General features: G+C 43.6%; 11 protein-coding genes. 6 read left to right on the top strand and 5 right to left on the bottom strand.

Annotation, left to right across the window (positions count from 1 at the left end; genetic code table 11):
- Window positions 1–81 precede the first annotated feature (81 nt).
- Window positions 82–642, bottom strand: a complete 561-nt coding sequence (locus P4S59_RS05730) for a recombinase family protein (RefSeq protein WP_182016333.1) — start codon at window positions 640–642, stop codon at window positions 82–84.
- Between the two features lie 190 nt (window positions 643–832).
- Window positions 833–1,747 carry a hypothetical protein gene (locus P4S59_RS05735; protein ID WP_140261418.1) on the bottom strand — a complete coding sequence of 305 codons (915 nt, stop codon included), beginning with the start codon at window positions 1,745–1,747 and terminating at the stop codon, window positions 833–835.
- Window positions 1,748–2,333: 586 nt separating this feature from the next.
- Here P4S59_RS05735 and P4S59_RS05740 point away from each other — a divergent pair.
- From P4S59_RS05740 to P4S59_RS05755, 4 genes are all read left to right on the top strand, one after another.
- Window positions 2,334–3,971 carry a methyl-accepting chemotaxis protein gene (locus tag P4S59_RS05740; RefSeq protein ID WP_337168078.1) on the top strand — a complete coding sequence of 546 codons (1,638 nt, stop codon included), beginning with the start codon at window positions 2,334–2,336 and terminating at the stop codon, window positions 3,969–3,971.
- A 462-nt stretch (window positions 3,972–4,433) separates the two neighbouring features.
- Window positions 4,434–5,573, top strand: a complete 1,140-nt coding sequence (locus P4S59_RS05745) for an efflux RND transporter periplasmic adaptor subunit (RefSeq protein ID WP_053807186.1) — start codon at window positions 4,434–4,436, stop codon at window positions 5,571–5,573.
- A 2-nt stretch (window positions 5,574–5,575) separates the two neighbouring features.
- Window positions 5,576–8,737, top strand: a complete 3,162-nt coding sequence (locus P4S59_RS05750) for an efflux RND transporter permease subunit (RefSeq protein ID WP_337168079.1) — start codon at window positions 5,576–5,578, stop codon at window positions 8,735–8,737.
- Window positions 8,738–8,928: 191 nt separating this feature from the next.
- Window positions 8,929–9,384 carry a MarR family winged helix-turn-helix transcriptional regulator gene (locus P4S59_RS05755; protein ID WP_012841967.1) on the top strand — a complete coding sequence of 152 codons (456 nt, stop codon included), beginning with the start codon at window positions 8,929–8,931 and terminating at the stop codon, window positions 9,382–9,384.
- 46 nt (window positions 9,385–9,430) lie between these two features.
- On the opposite strand, the gene P4S59_RS05760 is transcribed toward P4S59_RS05755, so the two are convergent.
- Window positions 9,431–10,387: an AEC family transporter gene (locus P4S59_RS05760; protein ID WP_104969252.1), complete on the bottom strand. Its 957-nt coding sequence runs from the start codon at window positions 10,385–10,387 to the stop codon at window positions 9,431–9,433.
- A 600-nt stretch (window positions 10,388–10,987) separates the two neighbouring features.
- Between P4S59_RS05760 and trpS the strand changes: the two genes are divergently transcribed.
- Window positions 10,988–12,010 (top strand): tryptophan--tRNA ligase, encoded by a 1,023-nt coding sequence (gene trpS / locus P4S59_RS05765; protein ID WP_337168080.1) that lies wholly within the window; start codon window positions 10,988–10,990, stop codon window positions 12,008–12,010.
- A gap of 111 nt (window positions 12,011–12,121) precedes the next feature.
- On the opposite strand, the gene P4S59_RS05770 is transcribed toward trpS, so the two are convergent.
- Together P4S59_RS05770 and P4S59_RS05775 are read right to left on the bottom strand one after the other, a co-directional pair.
- On the bottom strand, window positions 12,122–13,090 hold the full coding sequence (locus P4S59_RS05770) for an ATP-dependent dsDNA exonuclease (protein ID WP_337168081.1): 969 nt from the start codon (window positions 13,088–13,090) through the stop codon (window positions 12,122–12,124).
- Window positions 13,087–14,415, bottom strand: a complete 1,329-nt coding sequence (locus P4S59_RS05775) for a sphingomyelin phosphodiesterase (RefSeq protein WP_139060903.1) — start codon at window positions 14,413–14,415, stop codon at window positions 13,087–13,089. The genes P4S59_RS05770 and P4S59_RS05775 overlap by 4 nt, the downstream gene beginning before the upstream one ends.
- Before the next feature lie 292 nt (window positions 14,416–14,707).
- Here P4S59_RS05775 and P4S59_RS05780 point away from each other — a divergent pair, with 292 nt between their 5' ends.
- Window positions 14,708–14,974, top strand: coding sequence for a hypothetical protein (locus tag P4S59_RS05780; protein WP_012841963.1), 267 nt, complete (start codon window positions 14,708–14,710; stop codon window positions 14,972–14,974).
- Window positions 14,975–15,085 lie beyond the last annotated feature (111 nt).

The following is a 15,085-nucleotide window of genomic DNA, read 5'->3' on the forward strand; positions in this document are numbered from 1 at the left end:
TTCGGGGTAATGCGAATCCATCACGATTGCACTGCCCAGTTATTTTTACACAATATGTGCGCTTGGTTTTTTGATTTTTGCTTACTTGAGGTTTGTTGATAGAGCTCTTTGTACCGTTGAAAGAGAGACTCCTACTTGAGCTGCTATTTTCCTTAAAGACATTCCTTGTGAGCGTAGCTCAGCGATACGCTGGTGGTTAGTTGTGTTAGTTGGTCTACCTTTATATTTCCCTGCTGCTTTAGCTTTCTCAATGCCTTCCTGACGTCTTTCCTGAATCATTGCTAACTCGAATTGAGCTACAGCTCCTAGCATGTTCAGCATGAGCTCAGACATATGATCGCTTCCACCAGCATTAAAGCTTAGGTTTTCCTTGTGGAATCTCACGCTAACACCTTGGTTAGTCCAGTCGTTTATTAGCTGCTTTAAATCAACCAAATTACGCGCTAGGCGGTCGATGCTATGAACGTGGATTGTATCTCCTTCTCGAACGTAGTCTTTAAGAGCTTCTAATGCTGGTCGTTTAGTTGAGCCACCACTGCATTTATCTGTAAAGCTCTTATCAAAGGGGATACCAGAATCTGTAAGTTGACGGTCTGTATTTTGGTCTGTGGTCGAAACACGTAGATAAGCTATGTGTGCCATTAGGTGTACCCGTTTAACTCTAAGATGTTAGAAATCTTATTGTGGTCACAATTTTAATTCAACCCTAATGGGTACTGTTTGATCAAGGTTTGACCGTAGTCGTTTGGGTATACCTAATGGGTACATATTTCATGATTTTGGGTCAAAGAGATATAACCTACATCGTTGAGAGCAAGTCATCTATTTGAGTCTACAAACCATTTTGTAGATGAGAACGAACAACTTTTGTAATATCCCATACCGAAGCATCAAAGCCTTTCTGTAGAATTGATACCTGATCTTTACTATTGGTCTCAGCCCATTTAATTGTATCTTCAGGATACGGATCAACGACTAAAATAGGGGAGTTACTTTTAGTTAGTGAACCCCAGATATGCTCGTCATGAGGGATATATTTGATTCCAACAAGAACTATAAGTCTGGATGAGTCTACCAAATCAGCGTACTTGTTTTGGATACTCTTGATTAGTCCTTGATTGACCACAATTCTTTTGTCTTTGTTGTACATCGAGAGTACAGGACTAACGTCTCCATGCTTTGGATTGTTGCACCAGTTTTTTATTTCATTGTGCGTTTGAACTGCCTCAGTCTTTAGCCCTTCAACGTATGCCCCTACTCCTGTCATAATATTACCACTCATCTGCAATCCATCTAGTTGGGGTAAGAAGTTTGAAGAGCCATGTGGTTTGAGTAGATTTACCCCATTTCCTTCACAATTATAGTCAACTTGAAATCCTCTAGACCAAAGAGCTTGTTCAATCAATAAGTCATAGTTGAGGGTTACTATGTTGATATCATTGATGTTGCTTTTTAGCTTATTAAATAATCTCACATAGGCATTTTCATCTGTTATTGAAAATGAAGATAGATAGCAAGCTAGCTCTTTTTGAATTGGATTTATTATTCGGTTGTCGTCAGGCACTTTTGCCATTCCCGCTTCAAACCCTTCGTCTATAAAGACTTTCTGTGTTGTTTTATCTAATCTAGAGAAAGCTCCGTCTAATTTTACTAGGTCATTAAACAGGTAGTTTCCAAGAGGTGGGTTGTTGGGGGTACAGCGTCCAGAGCCGTAGCTTGCTCCCGCCCCAAAAATAAATGTAATCATGTTAAAGAATCCTTCATATTGACCAGGTTAAGCTTAATGTTTTGCCTGCATGGTGAGGTGCATAGTTTTAATCTATATGAAACATAAGTCTTAAGGAAGGCATGAAAGAAGCGTAGTACAAAAATCTGGTACAAAATAGGAAACTAGCTTATATTTAACTTGTTGATTTTTAATGTTTTAAACATGGTAGCTTGCAATCGAGAGTTCGAATCTCTCACTCACCGCCACATTTGAGCCCTAGCAGAAATGCTGGGGCTTTTTCGTATTACGCGACAAGTTCAATCCCAGAGCTGTATATCGTATTGATTTTCAATTACTCATTGAGTCGGCAAGCCCTTCAAAAAGCCTCCTTTTTTATTCATCTTTTGTTACACATTTTCCGTACAGGTAGTGCGTTTTTATTCGCATGTTGTGATGAGCGTTCCTTATTAAATTTTCCATAAAATCAATTAATTGTTGAAATTAGAACGCTTGTCAAAAAGTCATCAGATATCATGTTTAATAGAGTCTTTTACCTAATGGGATACTCTATTTGTTTGATATAATTTCTGGCAGTTTGTATACCATAATTAAAGAGAGTCTATTCATGTTCCAGAACTTAACGATCAAGCAGAAGATAGTGATTCCGCTGTCACTGATTATTGGATTGTTTATTGTGAGCTCTGTATTAAACGTTATGACAAGTTGGAAACAATCTGAGTTGAGTGAAACACTTAACGAACAGATAGTGCCGAACTTATTAACGATTGAGGATGCTTACCGCGATCTTTACCAAGCTACATCTGCAATCCAAGGTGTTGCTCTTTCTGATACTCAAACCGATATTGACCACCACATCGGTGAATACAAAGACAACGCATACAAAGCGCTGCCACGTATGGAGAAAATGATTGAGCTATCGCAAGCTGGCGTGATGTCTTCTTCACACGGTAATGAAGTGAGAAAGCTTGTCTCCCTAGGTGAAAAATGGTTGGCGAGTTATGAAGCGATGTTGCGTTTACCTCAATCACAATGGCTTGGTTACTACAACGAACACAAACACACCTTTGAAAATCAGTTTATCGAGGTAAGAGCGCAACTTAATGTTGTGAAAGATGCGATAGAAGAAAAACAAAGCCTATTGAAAGATGAAATCTCAGCAGCCGCAACAAGAGCTCAGGTAATTCTTGAAGCGGGCATTGTGATTGTTATTCTGGCCGCTATTGCGATGGCGTTTTTGTTGTTGCAAACCGTCGTGAAGCCTATCAACGATATCAAAAATGCGATGACAGAAATTGCTTCTGGTGAAGGTGATTTAAGCCAGCGAATCGACGTGAAAACACAAGACGAAATTGGCAATTTAGCGAACGCGTTTAATCAGTTTGTGTCTAAAATCCAAGCGACAGTTTCTCAAGTAATTGAAAGTTCGAATACCTTGCGTAATGAGATGGAAAATCTTAGCTCGTTGACCACGACCATCGCGAACTCGACCGTTTCACAGCAAAAAGACAGCGAGGCGGTAGCAGCGGCAGTGCATGAGATGCAAGTCACCAGCAGAAATGTCAGCGATAGCGCCAACGAAGCTGCGGTTGCAAGCCAGACTGCGAATGATGAACTTACCAATACCAATGTTATTTTGGATCAAACCGTTAGCTCAATTCGTAGCCTCGCAAGTGAAATCGAAAGTGCAAGCCACGTCATTAACACATTGGATCATGATGTGAGTAACATTGCTTCTGTATTGGATGTCATTCGTGGTATCGCAGAGCAAACGAACTTATTGGCGCTTAACGCAGCGATTGAAGCGGCTCGTGCAGGAGAGCAAGGGCGAGGCTTTGCTGTTGTAGCAGATGAGGTTCGCTCGTTAGCCAGTCGCACACAACAGAGTACGGGTGAAATCCAAACCATGATTGAAAAGCTACAATCTGGTGCGGGACAAGCCGTAGAAGTGATGCGTGGTAGCCAAAATAGCAGTGATGAAACAATTCAATCGGCAGGGAGAGCGAGTCAATCCCTTTCTGAAATCTTAAACGCGATTTCACGTATGAACGAGATGAACACACACATTGCAGCGGCTGCAAGCCAGCAAAGTACGGTAAGTGACGAAGTAAATAGCAACGTACAAGGCATTGCAGATAGCAGTACATCTATTGTGGAAATCGTAAACCAAGCGCAAGCATCTTTAGCCATGTTATCAGAGCAAACCCAGCGCTTAGATCATCAGGTTAGTCAGTTCAAAGTATAAGCTGAGAACTGCAGTCTCACTGACGAAATAACCCGCTTCTGAGCGGGTTATTTTTTAGATAAGGGTCGAACCTGACTTGTGAAGGCTCGACTATATTTACATCCCTCTTTTACTTAACTTTGTATACCAGAGGTGCAAATAATCCTAGACAGCGGTGACAAACTCTGTACAGCGTGATGATGCTTTTATCATCACTTTTGCTGCTTTTTAACCATTGCAATTGCTCACAGGAAAGTGTGATTTCCAACCCAAAATCTTCAAATTTGAGAACTTCATTACACCTTTACCATAAACGTTTTTCGTAAGCGTATAGAACTGTAAATTTTGTTGTATGTACAACACTGGGTAATTATCATCCTAATTAATTTGTTCTGGATATACATCCGTTAGTCATCATTAAGTCATTCTAGAAGTTTTTAGCAAGGAATCTTGAAGGCTTGTAGGTAAAAGAGAGAAAAATTCATGAGACGTAAAACCACGCTATCTCTGCTGATTGCGTCGAGCCTTTTTGTGGTTGGATGTCAACCTAGCGAAGAAGGATCGAGCCAAGGTAGTGGTCCTGCGCCCGCAACCGAAGTTGAAGTGTTAACGGTGGAACCAACTCGCCAAGCGTTAACTGTCGAGTTGCCAGGTCGTAGCCGTGCATTCAAAGAAGCGGAAGTTCGTCCGCAAGTTACAGGCATTATTTCAGAGCGAAATTTTGTTGAAGGGGGCCTTGTTGAACAAGGACAGTCCCTATATCAAATTGATGATTCATCATTTCAAGCGGATTTGCTGAGCGCTGAAGCGGAATTAATCCGAGCTCAAGCAGCGGCAGAATCGACCCATGCCACAGTGAAGCGTTACAGAACCTTGATCACCAAAAAGTCCATCAGCCAACAAGATTTGGATGAAGCAGAAGCAGCATACAAGGAAGCGCAAGCACAGGTCCTAGTCGCAAAAGCTAAGATCAATACGGCAAAAATCAATTTAGATTACACGCAAGTGAAAGCTCCGATTAGCGGTGTGATCGGTAAATCGAGTGTGACGGCGGGTGCGTTGGTTACGGCTAACCAAGCAGCCAAATTAGCGACCATTCAGCAGCTTGATCCTATCAACGTTGATATTGTGCAATCATCCGCGCAACTGCTGCGTTTAAAAGCGGCTCTTTCCCAAGGTCATATGCAAGAAGATGACTCTGCGCAAGTTACATTGATGCTTGAAGATGGCAGCACGTACGAACATAAAGGCACGATGAAATTTACCGAGGTCAATGTGAACGAAAGTACGGGTAGCGTGACGCTTCGTGCTGAATTCCCAAACCCTGACGGTTTGTTACTACCAGGAATGTTTGTTCGTGCGACGGTCATTACTGGTGTTGACCCTGACGCGATTCTGATACCACAAAATACCGTTTCTCGCGATGCGACAGGCAAAGCGACAGTGATGATGGTGAATGGTGAGAACAAAGTGGAAGCGAGACCAGTGAAGACAGCCGAAGCGATCAATAATCAATGGCGTATTATTGATGGTTTAAACGCGGGCGATAAAGTCATTACTGCTGGGTTACAAAAGGTAGGTCCAGGCAGCCCAGTAACTATCCAAAACGGTGAACAGGAGTAATCATGGCACGATTTTTTATCGATCGTCCGGTATTTGCTTGGGTTCTCGCAATTCTAACGATGTTGGCGGGGGTAATGTCATTATTCAATTTACCCGTCTCGCAATACCCAACGATTTCACCGACAACGATCACCATCAGTGCTCGTTATCCAGGTGCATCAGCGAAAACCGTTGAAGACTCGGTAACGCAGGTTATCGAGCAAAATATGACGGGATTAGATTATCTTCGCTACCTATCATCGAGCAGTGATGCATTCGGTAATGCGACAATTACCCTGACGTTTGATAGCGAAGCTGATCCTGATATCGCGCAAGTACAGGTGCAGAACAAGCTGCAATTGGCATTGACATCATTGCCGATGGAAGTACAAAACCAAGGTATCGTCGTGAATAAATCCAATACGGCGTTTCTCATGGTGGTGGCAGTTTATTCTGAAGATCCTGACTTTACAGAAAACGATATCGGTGACTTTGTTGTAACGAATATTCAAGACCCGATAAGTCGTGTAACTGGCGTAGGACAAGTGCAGGCGTTTGGTGCGCAGTATGCGATGCGAGTTTGGCTGGATCCATTTAAGCTTACGCAGTTCAACTTGACCGCAATCGATGTAGCAAATGCTATCAGTGAACAGAACGCGCAAGTTTCTTCAGGTCAACTTGGTGCAGCACCTGCGCAGGAAGGCCAGCTGTTGAATGCAACGATTTCGTCTGCAAGTCGTTTGAGCAGTGTGGAAGAGTTCCAAGACATCATTCTTAAGTCTGACGCCAGCGGTTCGAATGTTTATTTGAAAGATGTGGCTCGTGTTGAACGTGGTGCAGAAAGTTATGATATTCGAGGCCAATATAATGGCTTCCCAGCATCGGGTTTAGGTATTTCATTAGGTACTGGTGCAAATGCGCTTGAGACAGCCAATGCGGTGAAAGAGCGTTTAGAACAACTGAGTGCAACGTTCCCAGAAGGGTTGCAGATTGCTTACCCATTTGAAACGACGCCATTCGTCAAAGCCTCGATTCAAGAGGTGGTTAAAACGCTGTTAGAAGCCATTCTGCTTGTGTTCTTAATCATGTACCTGTTCTTGCAGAACTTCCGTGCGACGATCATTCCAACGATCGCAGTGCCTGTCGTATTGCTCGGAACCTTCGCTATTTTGTACGCGACTGGATTTAGCGTAAACACGTTAACCATGTTCGCGATGGTTCTGGCTATCGGTTTGCTGGTGGATGACGCCATCGTTGTGGTGGAAAACGTCGAGCGTGTGATGCATGAAGATGGTTTAGAGCCCAAAGAAGCGACCAAAAAATCGATGGGGCAGATCACTGGTGCCCTGATTGGTGTGGGGTTGACGCTTTCAGCGGTATTCGTCCCTATGGCGTTTATGTCTGGTTCTACAGGGGTTATTTACCGTCAGTTCTCGATAACCATTGTGGCGGCGATGACACTTTCAGTTTTGGTAGCGATAATTCTGACTCCAGCATTATGTGCAACATTACTGAAAAAAGGCGATGCTGAGCTTCTAGAAAAGAAAGGCTTCTTTGGCTGGTTTAACCGCAAGTTTGATGCGATGACAGCTGGCTATGAAACCGGCGTTGCTAAACTCCTCAAGCGCACAGGTCGTATGTTGGTTGTATTCTTGGCAATGAGTGCAGGTGCGGGCTGGCTGTTTATGAACCTTCCGACGTCATTCTTGCCGGATGAAGACCAAGGCACGGTATTCTCAATGGCCATTTTGCCGCCTAACTCAACGCAAGAGCAGACGGAAAAAACACTTGAGAAAATGCGCGACTTTTACCTTGTGGATGAGAAAGACAACGTGAAATCCGTCTTCTCCGTTGCGGGCTTTAGTTTTGCAGGCCAAGGCCAAAACATGGGGATGGCATTTATCGGTCTGAAAGATTGGTCAGAGCGTGAAGCGCCGGGTGCTGATGCAGCTTCCATTACTGGTCGAGCGATGGGGTACTTCTCAAGCATCAAAGAAGCACTGGTGTTTGCATTTGCACCTCCTGCGATTCAAGAATTGGGTAACTCGACAGGCTTTGATTTCTATCTTCAAGATTCGTTGAACAAAGGTCACGACGCATTAGTCGCTGCGCAAGGTCAACTGCTTGGCATGGCTGCACAAAACCCGAAACTTGTCGGTGTTCGTCCGAACGGTCAAGCAGATGCGCCAATGTACAAAGTGAACATTGACCACGTTAAACTGCGTGCTCTGGATGTTAGCATTAATGACGTCAACCAAATCCTGTCAGCGGCATGGGGCGGAGCGTACATTAACGACTATATTGATCGCGGTCGAGTGAAAAAAGTCATGATGCAAAGTGATGCGGAATACCGTATGCAGCCAAAAGACTTCGATTCGTGGTACGTGCGTAACTCAAAAGGTGAGATGGTGCCTTTCTCTGCCTTTGCGAGCGGAGAGTGGACGTATGGTTCACCTCTTTTGCAGCGTTTTGATGGTTTGCCAGCGATGAATATCCAAGGCGGCGCAGCTCCTGGCGTCAGTACTGGTGAAGCCATGGCAGAAATTGAAGCAATGGTAGAAAAGCTACCAGAAGGCTTCACGGTGAACTGGAATGGTATTTCGTATGAAGAGCGCCTTTCCGGAAACCAAGCGCCAATGTTATATGCGCTGTCTATCCTCGTCGTATTCTTAGTTCTCGCCGCTTTGTATGAAAGTTGGTCAGTACCTTTCGCCGTGGTGTTAGTTGTGCCTCTTGGTGTGCTTGGTGCTGTGCTCGCGGTAATGACGCGAAGTATGGACAACGATGTATTCTTCCAGGTGAGCTTATTAACGACGGTCGGCTTGGCAACTAAAAACGCCATTCTGATTGTTGAGTTTGCGAAAGATTACTACGAGAAAGGCGCTGGCCTTATCGAAGCAACCCTGCATGCCGTTCGTGTTCGTCTGCGCCCAATTATTATGACATCGCTTGCCTTTGGTCTAGGTGTAGTACCGCTTGCTATCAGCTCTGGCGTGGGCTCAGCAGGTCAAAATGCGGTAGGTACTGGTGTACTTGGTGGCATGATCAGTGCGACGCTCTTAGGTATATTCTTTGTGCCAATCTTCTTTGTGGTGGTTGAGCGATTGTTTGATCGACGTGCGAGAAAAGAATCGGAGGCAGAGTTGTCTGAGACTAATCCTAAACCTGCTCAGCAAAGCGAGTAAGACTTGGTTGCTGTAACTGAGTTATACTGGTGATAATAAACACGATAAAAGGGCGCTTCGGCGCTCTTTATTTTATGTTTTCACTTGGTGGCTACCGTCTTTGACGCAAACTTGAAGGGGGGCGTTTTGCCTTATGCAGAATCTGTTTATTCCTTCCGACCGAATGAAAGCCTAAAGAAGAACAAACGACGATGAAAGATCAGAAAATCTCCCCAATTTCCGTTTTGGATCAAAGCCCTATGTTTGTCTGCGGTGTGATGCAGCGAATGTACCGCAATCGTGCTCAAGCCGAGCTCTCTCGGCAAAATTTGATGACACTAGAAATGGCAAGTGCACTGGCCGCTTTGGAAGAGTTTCAACCCATGAGTCAGCAAGCGTTGGCTGACGCGGTTCGAACTGAGCGAAGTGTAGCAAAGCGAATGGTGGATAATTTGGAAAAGCGAGGGTTTGTTCAAGTTTCTAAAAGTAAATCGAATCAGCGTCTCAAAATGCTCAGCATGACAAAAGAGGGGGCAAACGCTTTAAAGCAAGTGCATCAAATCATGACGAATTTACAGAAAGAATTTTTTGCTTGTTTGTCTGAATCAGAAGCGAGTGAGTTTTTTCGTTTGGTAAGAAAGCTTACTTTTGCAAATCACGACCAGTAGCTTATCTTAATGCTATCTAGCGCGCCTTTACTGTATTGGTGAGCAATTATATTAAGTCGTAAAACTTAAGAAATAGAATGCCCAAAGTACACGTGACGGTAGAAAGTACCGTAGTGAGTGCGATGATATTTGCGGCTAATATGGCATTGCCTCCCATCGAACGTGCCATGACATAACTGGCTGCTGCCACTGGGGAAGCGTTCATAAAGAAAAGAATACCTAACTCAATTCCTCGAAAACCTACTAAGTAAGCACCAATAGTGATCATTACGGGTGCCACGATGAGCTTGTAACTGCTTGCAAACCAAGATGGACCTTTCTCTTTTCTCATCAAGCTAAAATCGAGTGAGCCGCCCGTACACAACAGCGCTAAAGGTAATGTCATTTTGGACAAGTAGTCCCCTGCATCAATAACAACATTCGGCACTGGAATAGAGAGCAAATAGAAAGCCATCCCTAGGACGATTGAGATTATCAGTGGATTCCTCGTCAGTGTTCGGCCCATCATTTTTGCGGCTTGTGGGACAGAAGTTGCGCCTTTGGGAGATAAGCAAATTACCGCTTGGACGTTGTAAATAAACGTGGTGACCGCGACATAAAGCGCTGCTAACGCCACACCTTGAGAACCATACGCATTGGCAACGTAAGCGATGCCAATAATACCTGTGTTTGCTCGAAACCCACCCTGGATAAGAACACCTTGGTCAGGCGATGCTTTGAACAGAAGCTTGACCGAAAGGTAGGTGAAAATGAAAAACGAAATGCTAGCGATGACGCCGAAATTGACAAAGCCACTCGCCGCGGAAAAATCGTGTTCTGAAGCCACAATACTGACAAATAACATCGCAGGTAGCGTAACTTGAAACACCAGTTTGGAGCCTACTTCGATAAAATTATCGTTGATCAGCCCTATGCGTTTGAACATCACGCCAAGTATTAACATTAAGCAGATAGGGCCGGTTATCGACAAAGAGAATTGCAACTGATGTAGAACAGCTTCCATGTAAGTACCCGCAGCAAAAGAAAAATATTCCTGCTGTCTATTAAGCCATAAACTCTGGGAGACAGGACAGAAAAGTGATGAAATTTTCCTCTTTTGTTGTTTCCAGAACCATTTGCATTCCAAGTTATGGACGAGGTCCCAGTTTAACAAAGCTGTACTGGTTCTATGCGCGATATGTTGGTTTACTACTTATCGTGATGCATCCACATGCGTATTAAATAAAAGGGTTGGTCATTGTGGTTATGGATAGGAGTTCATCGATGAAAAGGAAACACAACAAAACCGTACTTTGTGCATTTGTCTCAGGTTCGGTGTTTGGTGCAGCTTTAGTCATTGCGATGTCTTTACCAATGTAATCGTTTCTGTAGGCTCTTTGAATACTTACGCTAATTCAATACAAAAACAGATTGAGTTCAGCTTGATGTACTGTTAGTTTGAAAACATGAAAATACACGTTAGCCCTTCATCAACAACCTTATTTTGGTGGCGCTCTAAATAGAGCGGCACGGAATACTCACATTCTTAAGCTGCTGGATGGTAGCTAAGAGTGTTTGATCTTTTTATCTCCAGTAGCGATCTATTAAATACTTGGAGATAAATATGAACACCATTCAAAGTACACCACAGCGTGAAATTATCCTGACCGGCGATCGAGCGACAGGTCCGTTACACCTCGGGCACTATGTCGGTTCATTGCAACAACGAGTCAAATTGCAAACGGAGCATGAGCAAACGATCTTAGTCGCAGATATGCAAGGTTTGACGGATAACGCGCATAACCCATCAAAGGTATCCTCTAATATTCTCAATGTCGTTGCAGATTATTTGGCTGTTGGTATCAACCCCGCTCAAACTACGATCACGTTGCAGTCTCAAATACCAGCGTTAGCAGAGTTAACTATGTATTACAGCAATCTTGTCTCTATTGCGCGTTTAGAGCGTAATCCCACGGTTAAAAATGAGATACAGAGTAAAGGCTTTGAACGCTCTATTCCTGCTGGCTTTTTAACGTATCCAATTTCTCAAGCTGCCGATATTACGGGGTTCCACGCGACGTTGGTTCCGGTAGGTGATGACCAACTGCCGATGTTGGAGCAAACTAATGAAATCGTAAGAAAAATAAACCACCTGGGTGGAAAAGAGGTTCTTAGAGAATGCCGTCCATTACTTAGTGATGCACCTCGTTTGCCGAGTACTGATGGCAAAAATAAGATGTCTAAAAGCATGGGGAATGCAATCAACCTAGGGGCGTCTGAAAAAGAGATTTCTGCGGCGGTGAAATCTATGTATACCGACCCCAATCACCTGAAAATTGAGGACCCTGGCCAAGTCGAAGGGAATATTGTATTTACCTACCTCGATGCTTTTCATCCTGATAAAAACTATGTCGAACAGCTAAAAGACCATTATCGACGAGGTGGGTTAGGTGATGGTTTGACCAAGAAAGTGTTAGAAGAATGCCTACAAGAGATGCTTCGCCCTATTCGAGAAAAGCGCGCTATGTATTTGAATGATAAAGCACAACTGATTGATATTTTAAAACATGGTAGTGAGCGTTCTCGCGAGAAAACCGAAAAAGTGCTATTTGATGTGAAAGATGTATTTGGTTTAAATTTGTTCTGAATTAAAAGTAGAGAGTTGAACATAAGGCACGACGGCTGAACATAAGGCACGACGGCTGAACATAAGGCACGACGGCTGGTTAGCAACGTGCCTTTTTAAGTTCCCAGTCAGTCAAAGCGCATTGTTAAGAAGAAAAAATTCACGACGAAAATCCGCGACTTCTTGTTGGTAATAGCTTTGCCATTCCGGTTCTGACAAATTCGAATGGCTTGTGGCTCTCTCTTTTCTGAGCCTGGACTCAAGTTGTTGCAATGCTTGTTGGTAACCTCTGACTTGCTCTTTTTGCTCGGCAATTTGTTGTTCACGAGCGTGAATCTCTTCGCTTTCGTCCTTCGTTAAGTAAGTTTTTTGCAGCTCTGCGATGATAGTTTGGCGATCTGGAAATCTCATACTATTAGGAATCAGGGTGACCGCACGCTCATATTTTTCCCGGTCGCTTGTTAGCCCGATAGCATCTGCATGTTCTTGCCAGTCAATAGTGAGTTGCTCGAAAGCTCGCAAAAAGTTATCTGGGCTTTGAGTGTCCAGCTTTTGGGCTTCTAAGTTGAAATCGTACAGCGCGAACTCATCCGCGAAAATAACATCAGCCAACTCGCCCCAAATGCCTCTTGCCTCGGCTTTAAGTTGTGCAATACGTGAGGCTAGTGGTTGTTGCTCATCAAACAACAAATTACCCACACTTTCTTGCCATTGACTGTTGAGTTGATGGTAGCTCGCCAAAAGTTGAAATCGTGCTGAAGATAAATAAGGCTCGAGCAAGGCTAACTGTTCCTCACAGTCGCGGTTCGACATGCACTCATGCCAAAATGACTCAAGCTCTGCGACGAGTTCTCTCCCTTTGAGCAGAGTTAGTCTCTCAGTCGTTATTTGAGTCGCAGAAGGGAGCTCTGCGGTCTGTGGTGAAGCATCTGCACTGGGAGCGATATTGCTTGTTTTTAGTGAGGTACTGGGGACGTTCTTATTTTTTGTCTTTGGAGCAGAAGCCGACACGGCCGCTTCTTGCTGCCCATCTTGACTGAAAGTTAAAAACATCATGCCCGCCATAATGGCGGACATGATTATCAACGCGATTTTCTTCATGGCTTGATTGTTGCGCTAACTGGGAAATGGTCAGAAAGATTGTAGTGTTTCCATAAACTCTCTGCGGTTGTGCGCGGCACGTCTACACGGTTGTCATTGAATGATTTCACCCCGTATTCACTACTCACCATAACATAGTCAAGGTATTCCACGTTTTCGCCACCTGATAACGCTTCACCTGCGAAGTTATTGATGCGGGGATCAAAGGTTGACTCCGTGTATCCAGAATACTGAGGCTCTATGGCGCTTAAGTTAGCGATCATTTGTTGGTAGTCACCAGGGAACTTTCTTTTGTTTACGTTAAAGTCGCCGCTATATACCACAGTTTCGTTTGAAGGAATGTTGAGAGATTTAGCGAGTGCGCGGATTTGTTTGAACTGGCGCTGACGATACTCGCGAGCGGTGTCTGTATCGAAAGATGCGGTATGGGTAGCAAACACATGGTAAGCCTGACCACCTTTAATAATTTCCGCATAATTCACGCCTTTGTCGGCAAAGCAGTCTGTGCCAGAGCAGTCGGGGAAGACATATTGCGCTTCATTCACGATAGGATAGCGACTGACAATGATCACCCCACCATCATGAATATTAACGCCTTCTTTATCTAACATTTTAGTTTGGTACGGATATTCCTTAGCTAACTCACGTAGGAATGCTTCACGACCGCTTGCAAACACTTCTTGCAGCGCTAATACATCATAACCTTTGACGTATTGAGGAATCAGTTCGTAACGATCACCGATGTGCGATGCAATAGCCGTAAGAGCCCAGATGTTGTAAGTCATCAACTTAAGGTTTTGTTCTTCGTTATCGACAGATTCATTTACTTTGCTTGGCGTGATCGTGTAATAAAGATCGTCGTATCGAGCGGTACTGTCTGACTTAAATGCCAGTTCGGTTTCTCGGATGCCAAAAGCGTTAGTGTTGACACGATGAATATCACGATCATCTTTAAGAGATAAATCGACATCGGCCGCCGATAAGCCATATTCAATGGTTGAATTATACCAATGACCTTCCATGACCTGATTGAGTGTTATGCTTTCACCTTTAGGGCTAGAAACCACAGTTTCAAAACGGTAAGTTTGGTTGGATTTCACGCCTTCCCAACGATTGAAGCTCAATACAGGTTTGGTTTCCCACGGACCAAGTACTTGTACATGTTGCTGCCACTCTTCTCCATATTGAAGTAAATCACTGCCTTCGTGCTTTACTTGAATAGTTAAAGACTGATCAGAGTTATTGGTTAGATAAACATCTGTATCTGCAATGCTTGGCAATGCCACCAAGCCACTTAATAAAAGACCCCACTGCGATAATTTCATCTTATTTTTCCATCATTTGAACTAGAGCAATCATTCTTGTTTATAAATATTACTTGCACGTTAAATATGGATGACATCGAAGCCAGTACTAAAAATTGTTATCAGAATGTGATCTTTATTCAATGGTGAGGAGTCGGGGTAGAGAGTTAATGGTTGCTTAAGCGGTTGTAAATAATAGCGATGGTTAACGAATCGTACTCACTGCAATCAAGTTGTCATCTTCGCTCTATAAGTTGTGCGGCGTCATTCATCCAGCCACATGGCTAGAACTTAAATTGATAGATGGAGCACCATGGCTAGAGCAGTAAATCCAATCGATGAAACCATCATTAAATTACTACAAGACCAAGGTTTGATTAGAAGCGAAGCAGAAGCTCGTTTAAAGAAAGAGGTATACCGCTTACAGCCTAATGAGATTGAAAAAGTCAAAAATTATGCCCAGCACTTTGGCATCAACGCTAAAGAAAAACTCATCGATGAGATCTTAGAGTTGCGCCGGGAAGCGCTCATAAAAAAATGTAGACACAATACGGAGCATGCGAGCCTATCTCTAAAATAGCACGTGATAAAAATATCAATTACTGGTCAAGATTTGATCTTTCAGGCCGATGTATATAAGAGCGCTCAATGATATCGAGCGCAAAAAACAGTGTGTTTTAGAGGTTAAGCT

This window comes from Vibrio sp. M60_M70 (assembly GCF_037162085.1).
GTDB lineage: Bacteria > Pseudomonadota > Gammaproteobacteria > Enterobacterales > Vibrionaceae > Vibrio > Vibrio diabolicus.

Coding starts and splice junctions, on each gene's coding strand:
- P4S59_RS05770 (WP_337168081.1), bottom strand. CDS start 13,090: ATGAAGAAAATCGCGTTGATAATCATGTCCGCCATTATGGCGGGCATG.
- P4S59_RS05745 (WP_053807186.1), top strand. CDS start 4,434: ATGAGACGTAAAACCACGCTATCTCTGCTGATTGCGTCGAGCCTTTTT.
- P4S59_RS05780 (WP_012841963.1), top strand. CDS start 14,708: ATGGCTAGAGCAGTAAATCCAATCGATGAAACCATCATTAAATTACTA.
- P4S59_RS05735 (WP_140261418.1), bottom strand. CDS start 1,747: ATGATTACATTTATTTTTGGGGCGGGAGCAAGCTACGGCTCTGGACGC.
- P4S59_RS05775 (WP_139060903.1), bottom strand. CDS start 14,415: ATGAAATTATCGCAGTGGGGTCTTTTATTAAGTGGCTTGGTGGCATTG.
- P4S59_RS05750 (WP_337168079.1), top strand. CDS start 5,576: ATGGCACGATTTTTTATCGATCGTCCGGTATTTGCTTGGGTTCTCGCA.
- P4S59_RS05740 (WP_337168078.1), top strand. CDS start 2,334: ATGTTCCAGAACTTAACGATCAAGCAGAAGATAGTGATTCCGCTGTCA.
- P4S59_RS05730 (WP_182016333.1), bottom strand. CDS start 642: ATGGCACACATAGCTTATCTACGTGTTTCGACCACAGACCAAAATACA.
- P4S59_RS05760 (WP_104969252.1), bottom strand. CDS start 10,387: ATGGAAGCTGTTCTACATCAGTTGCAATTCTCTTTGTCGATAACCGGC.
- trpS (WP_337168080.1), top strand. CDS start 10,988: ATGAACACCATTCAAAGTACACCACAGCGTGAAATTATCCTGACCGGC.
- P4S59_RS05755 (WP_012841967.1), top strand. CDS start 8,929: ATGAAAGATCAGAAAATCTCCCCAATTTCCGTTTTGGATCAAAGCCCT.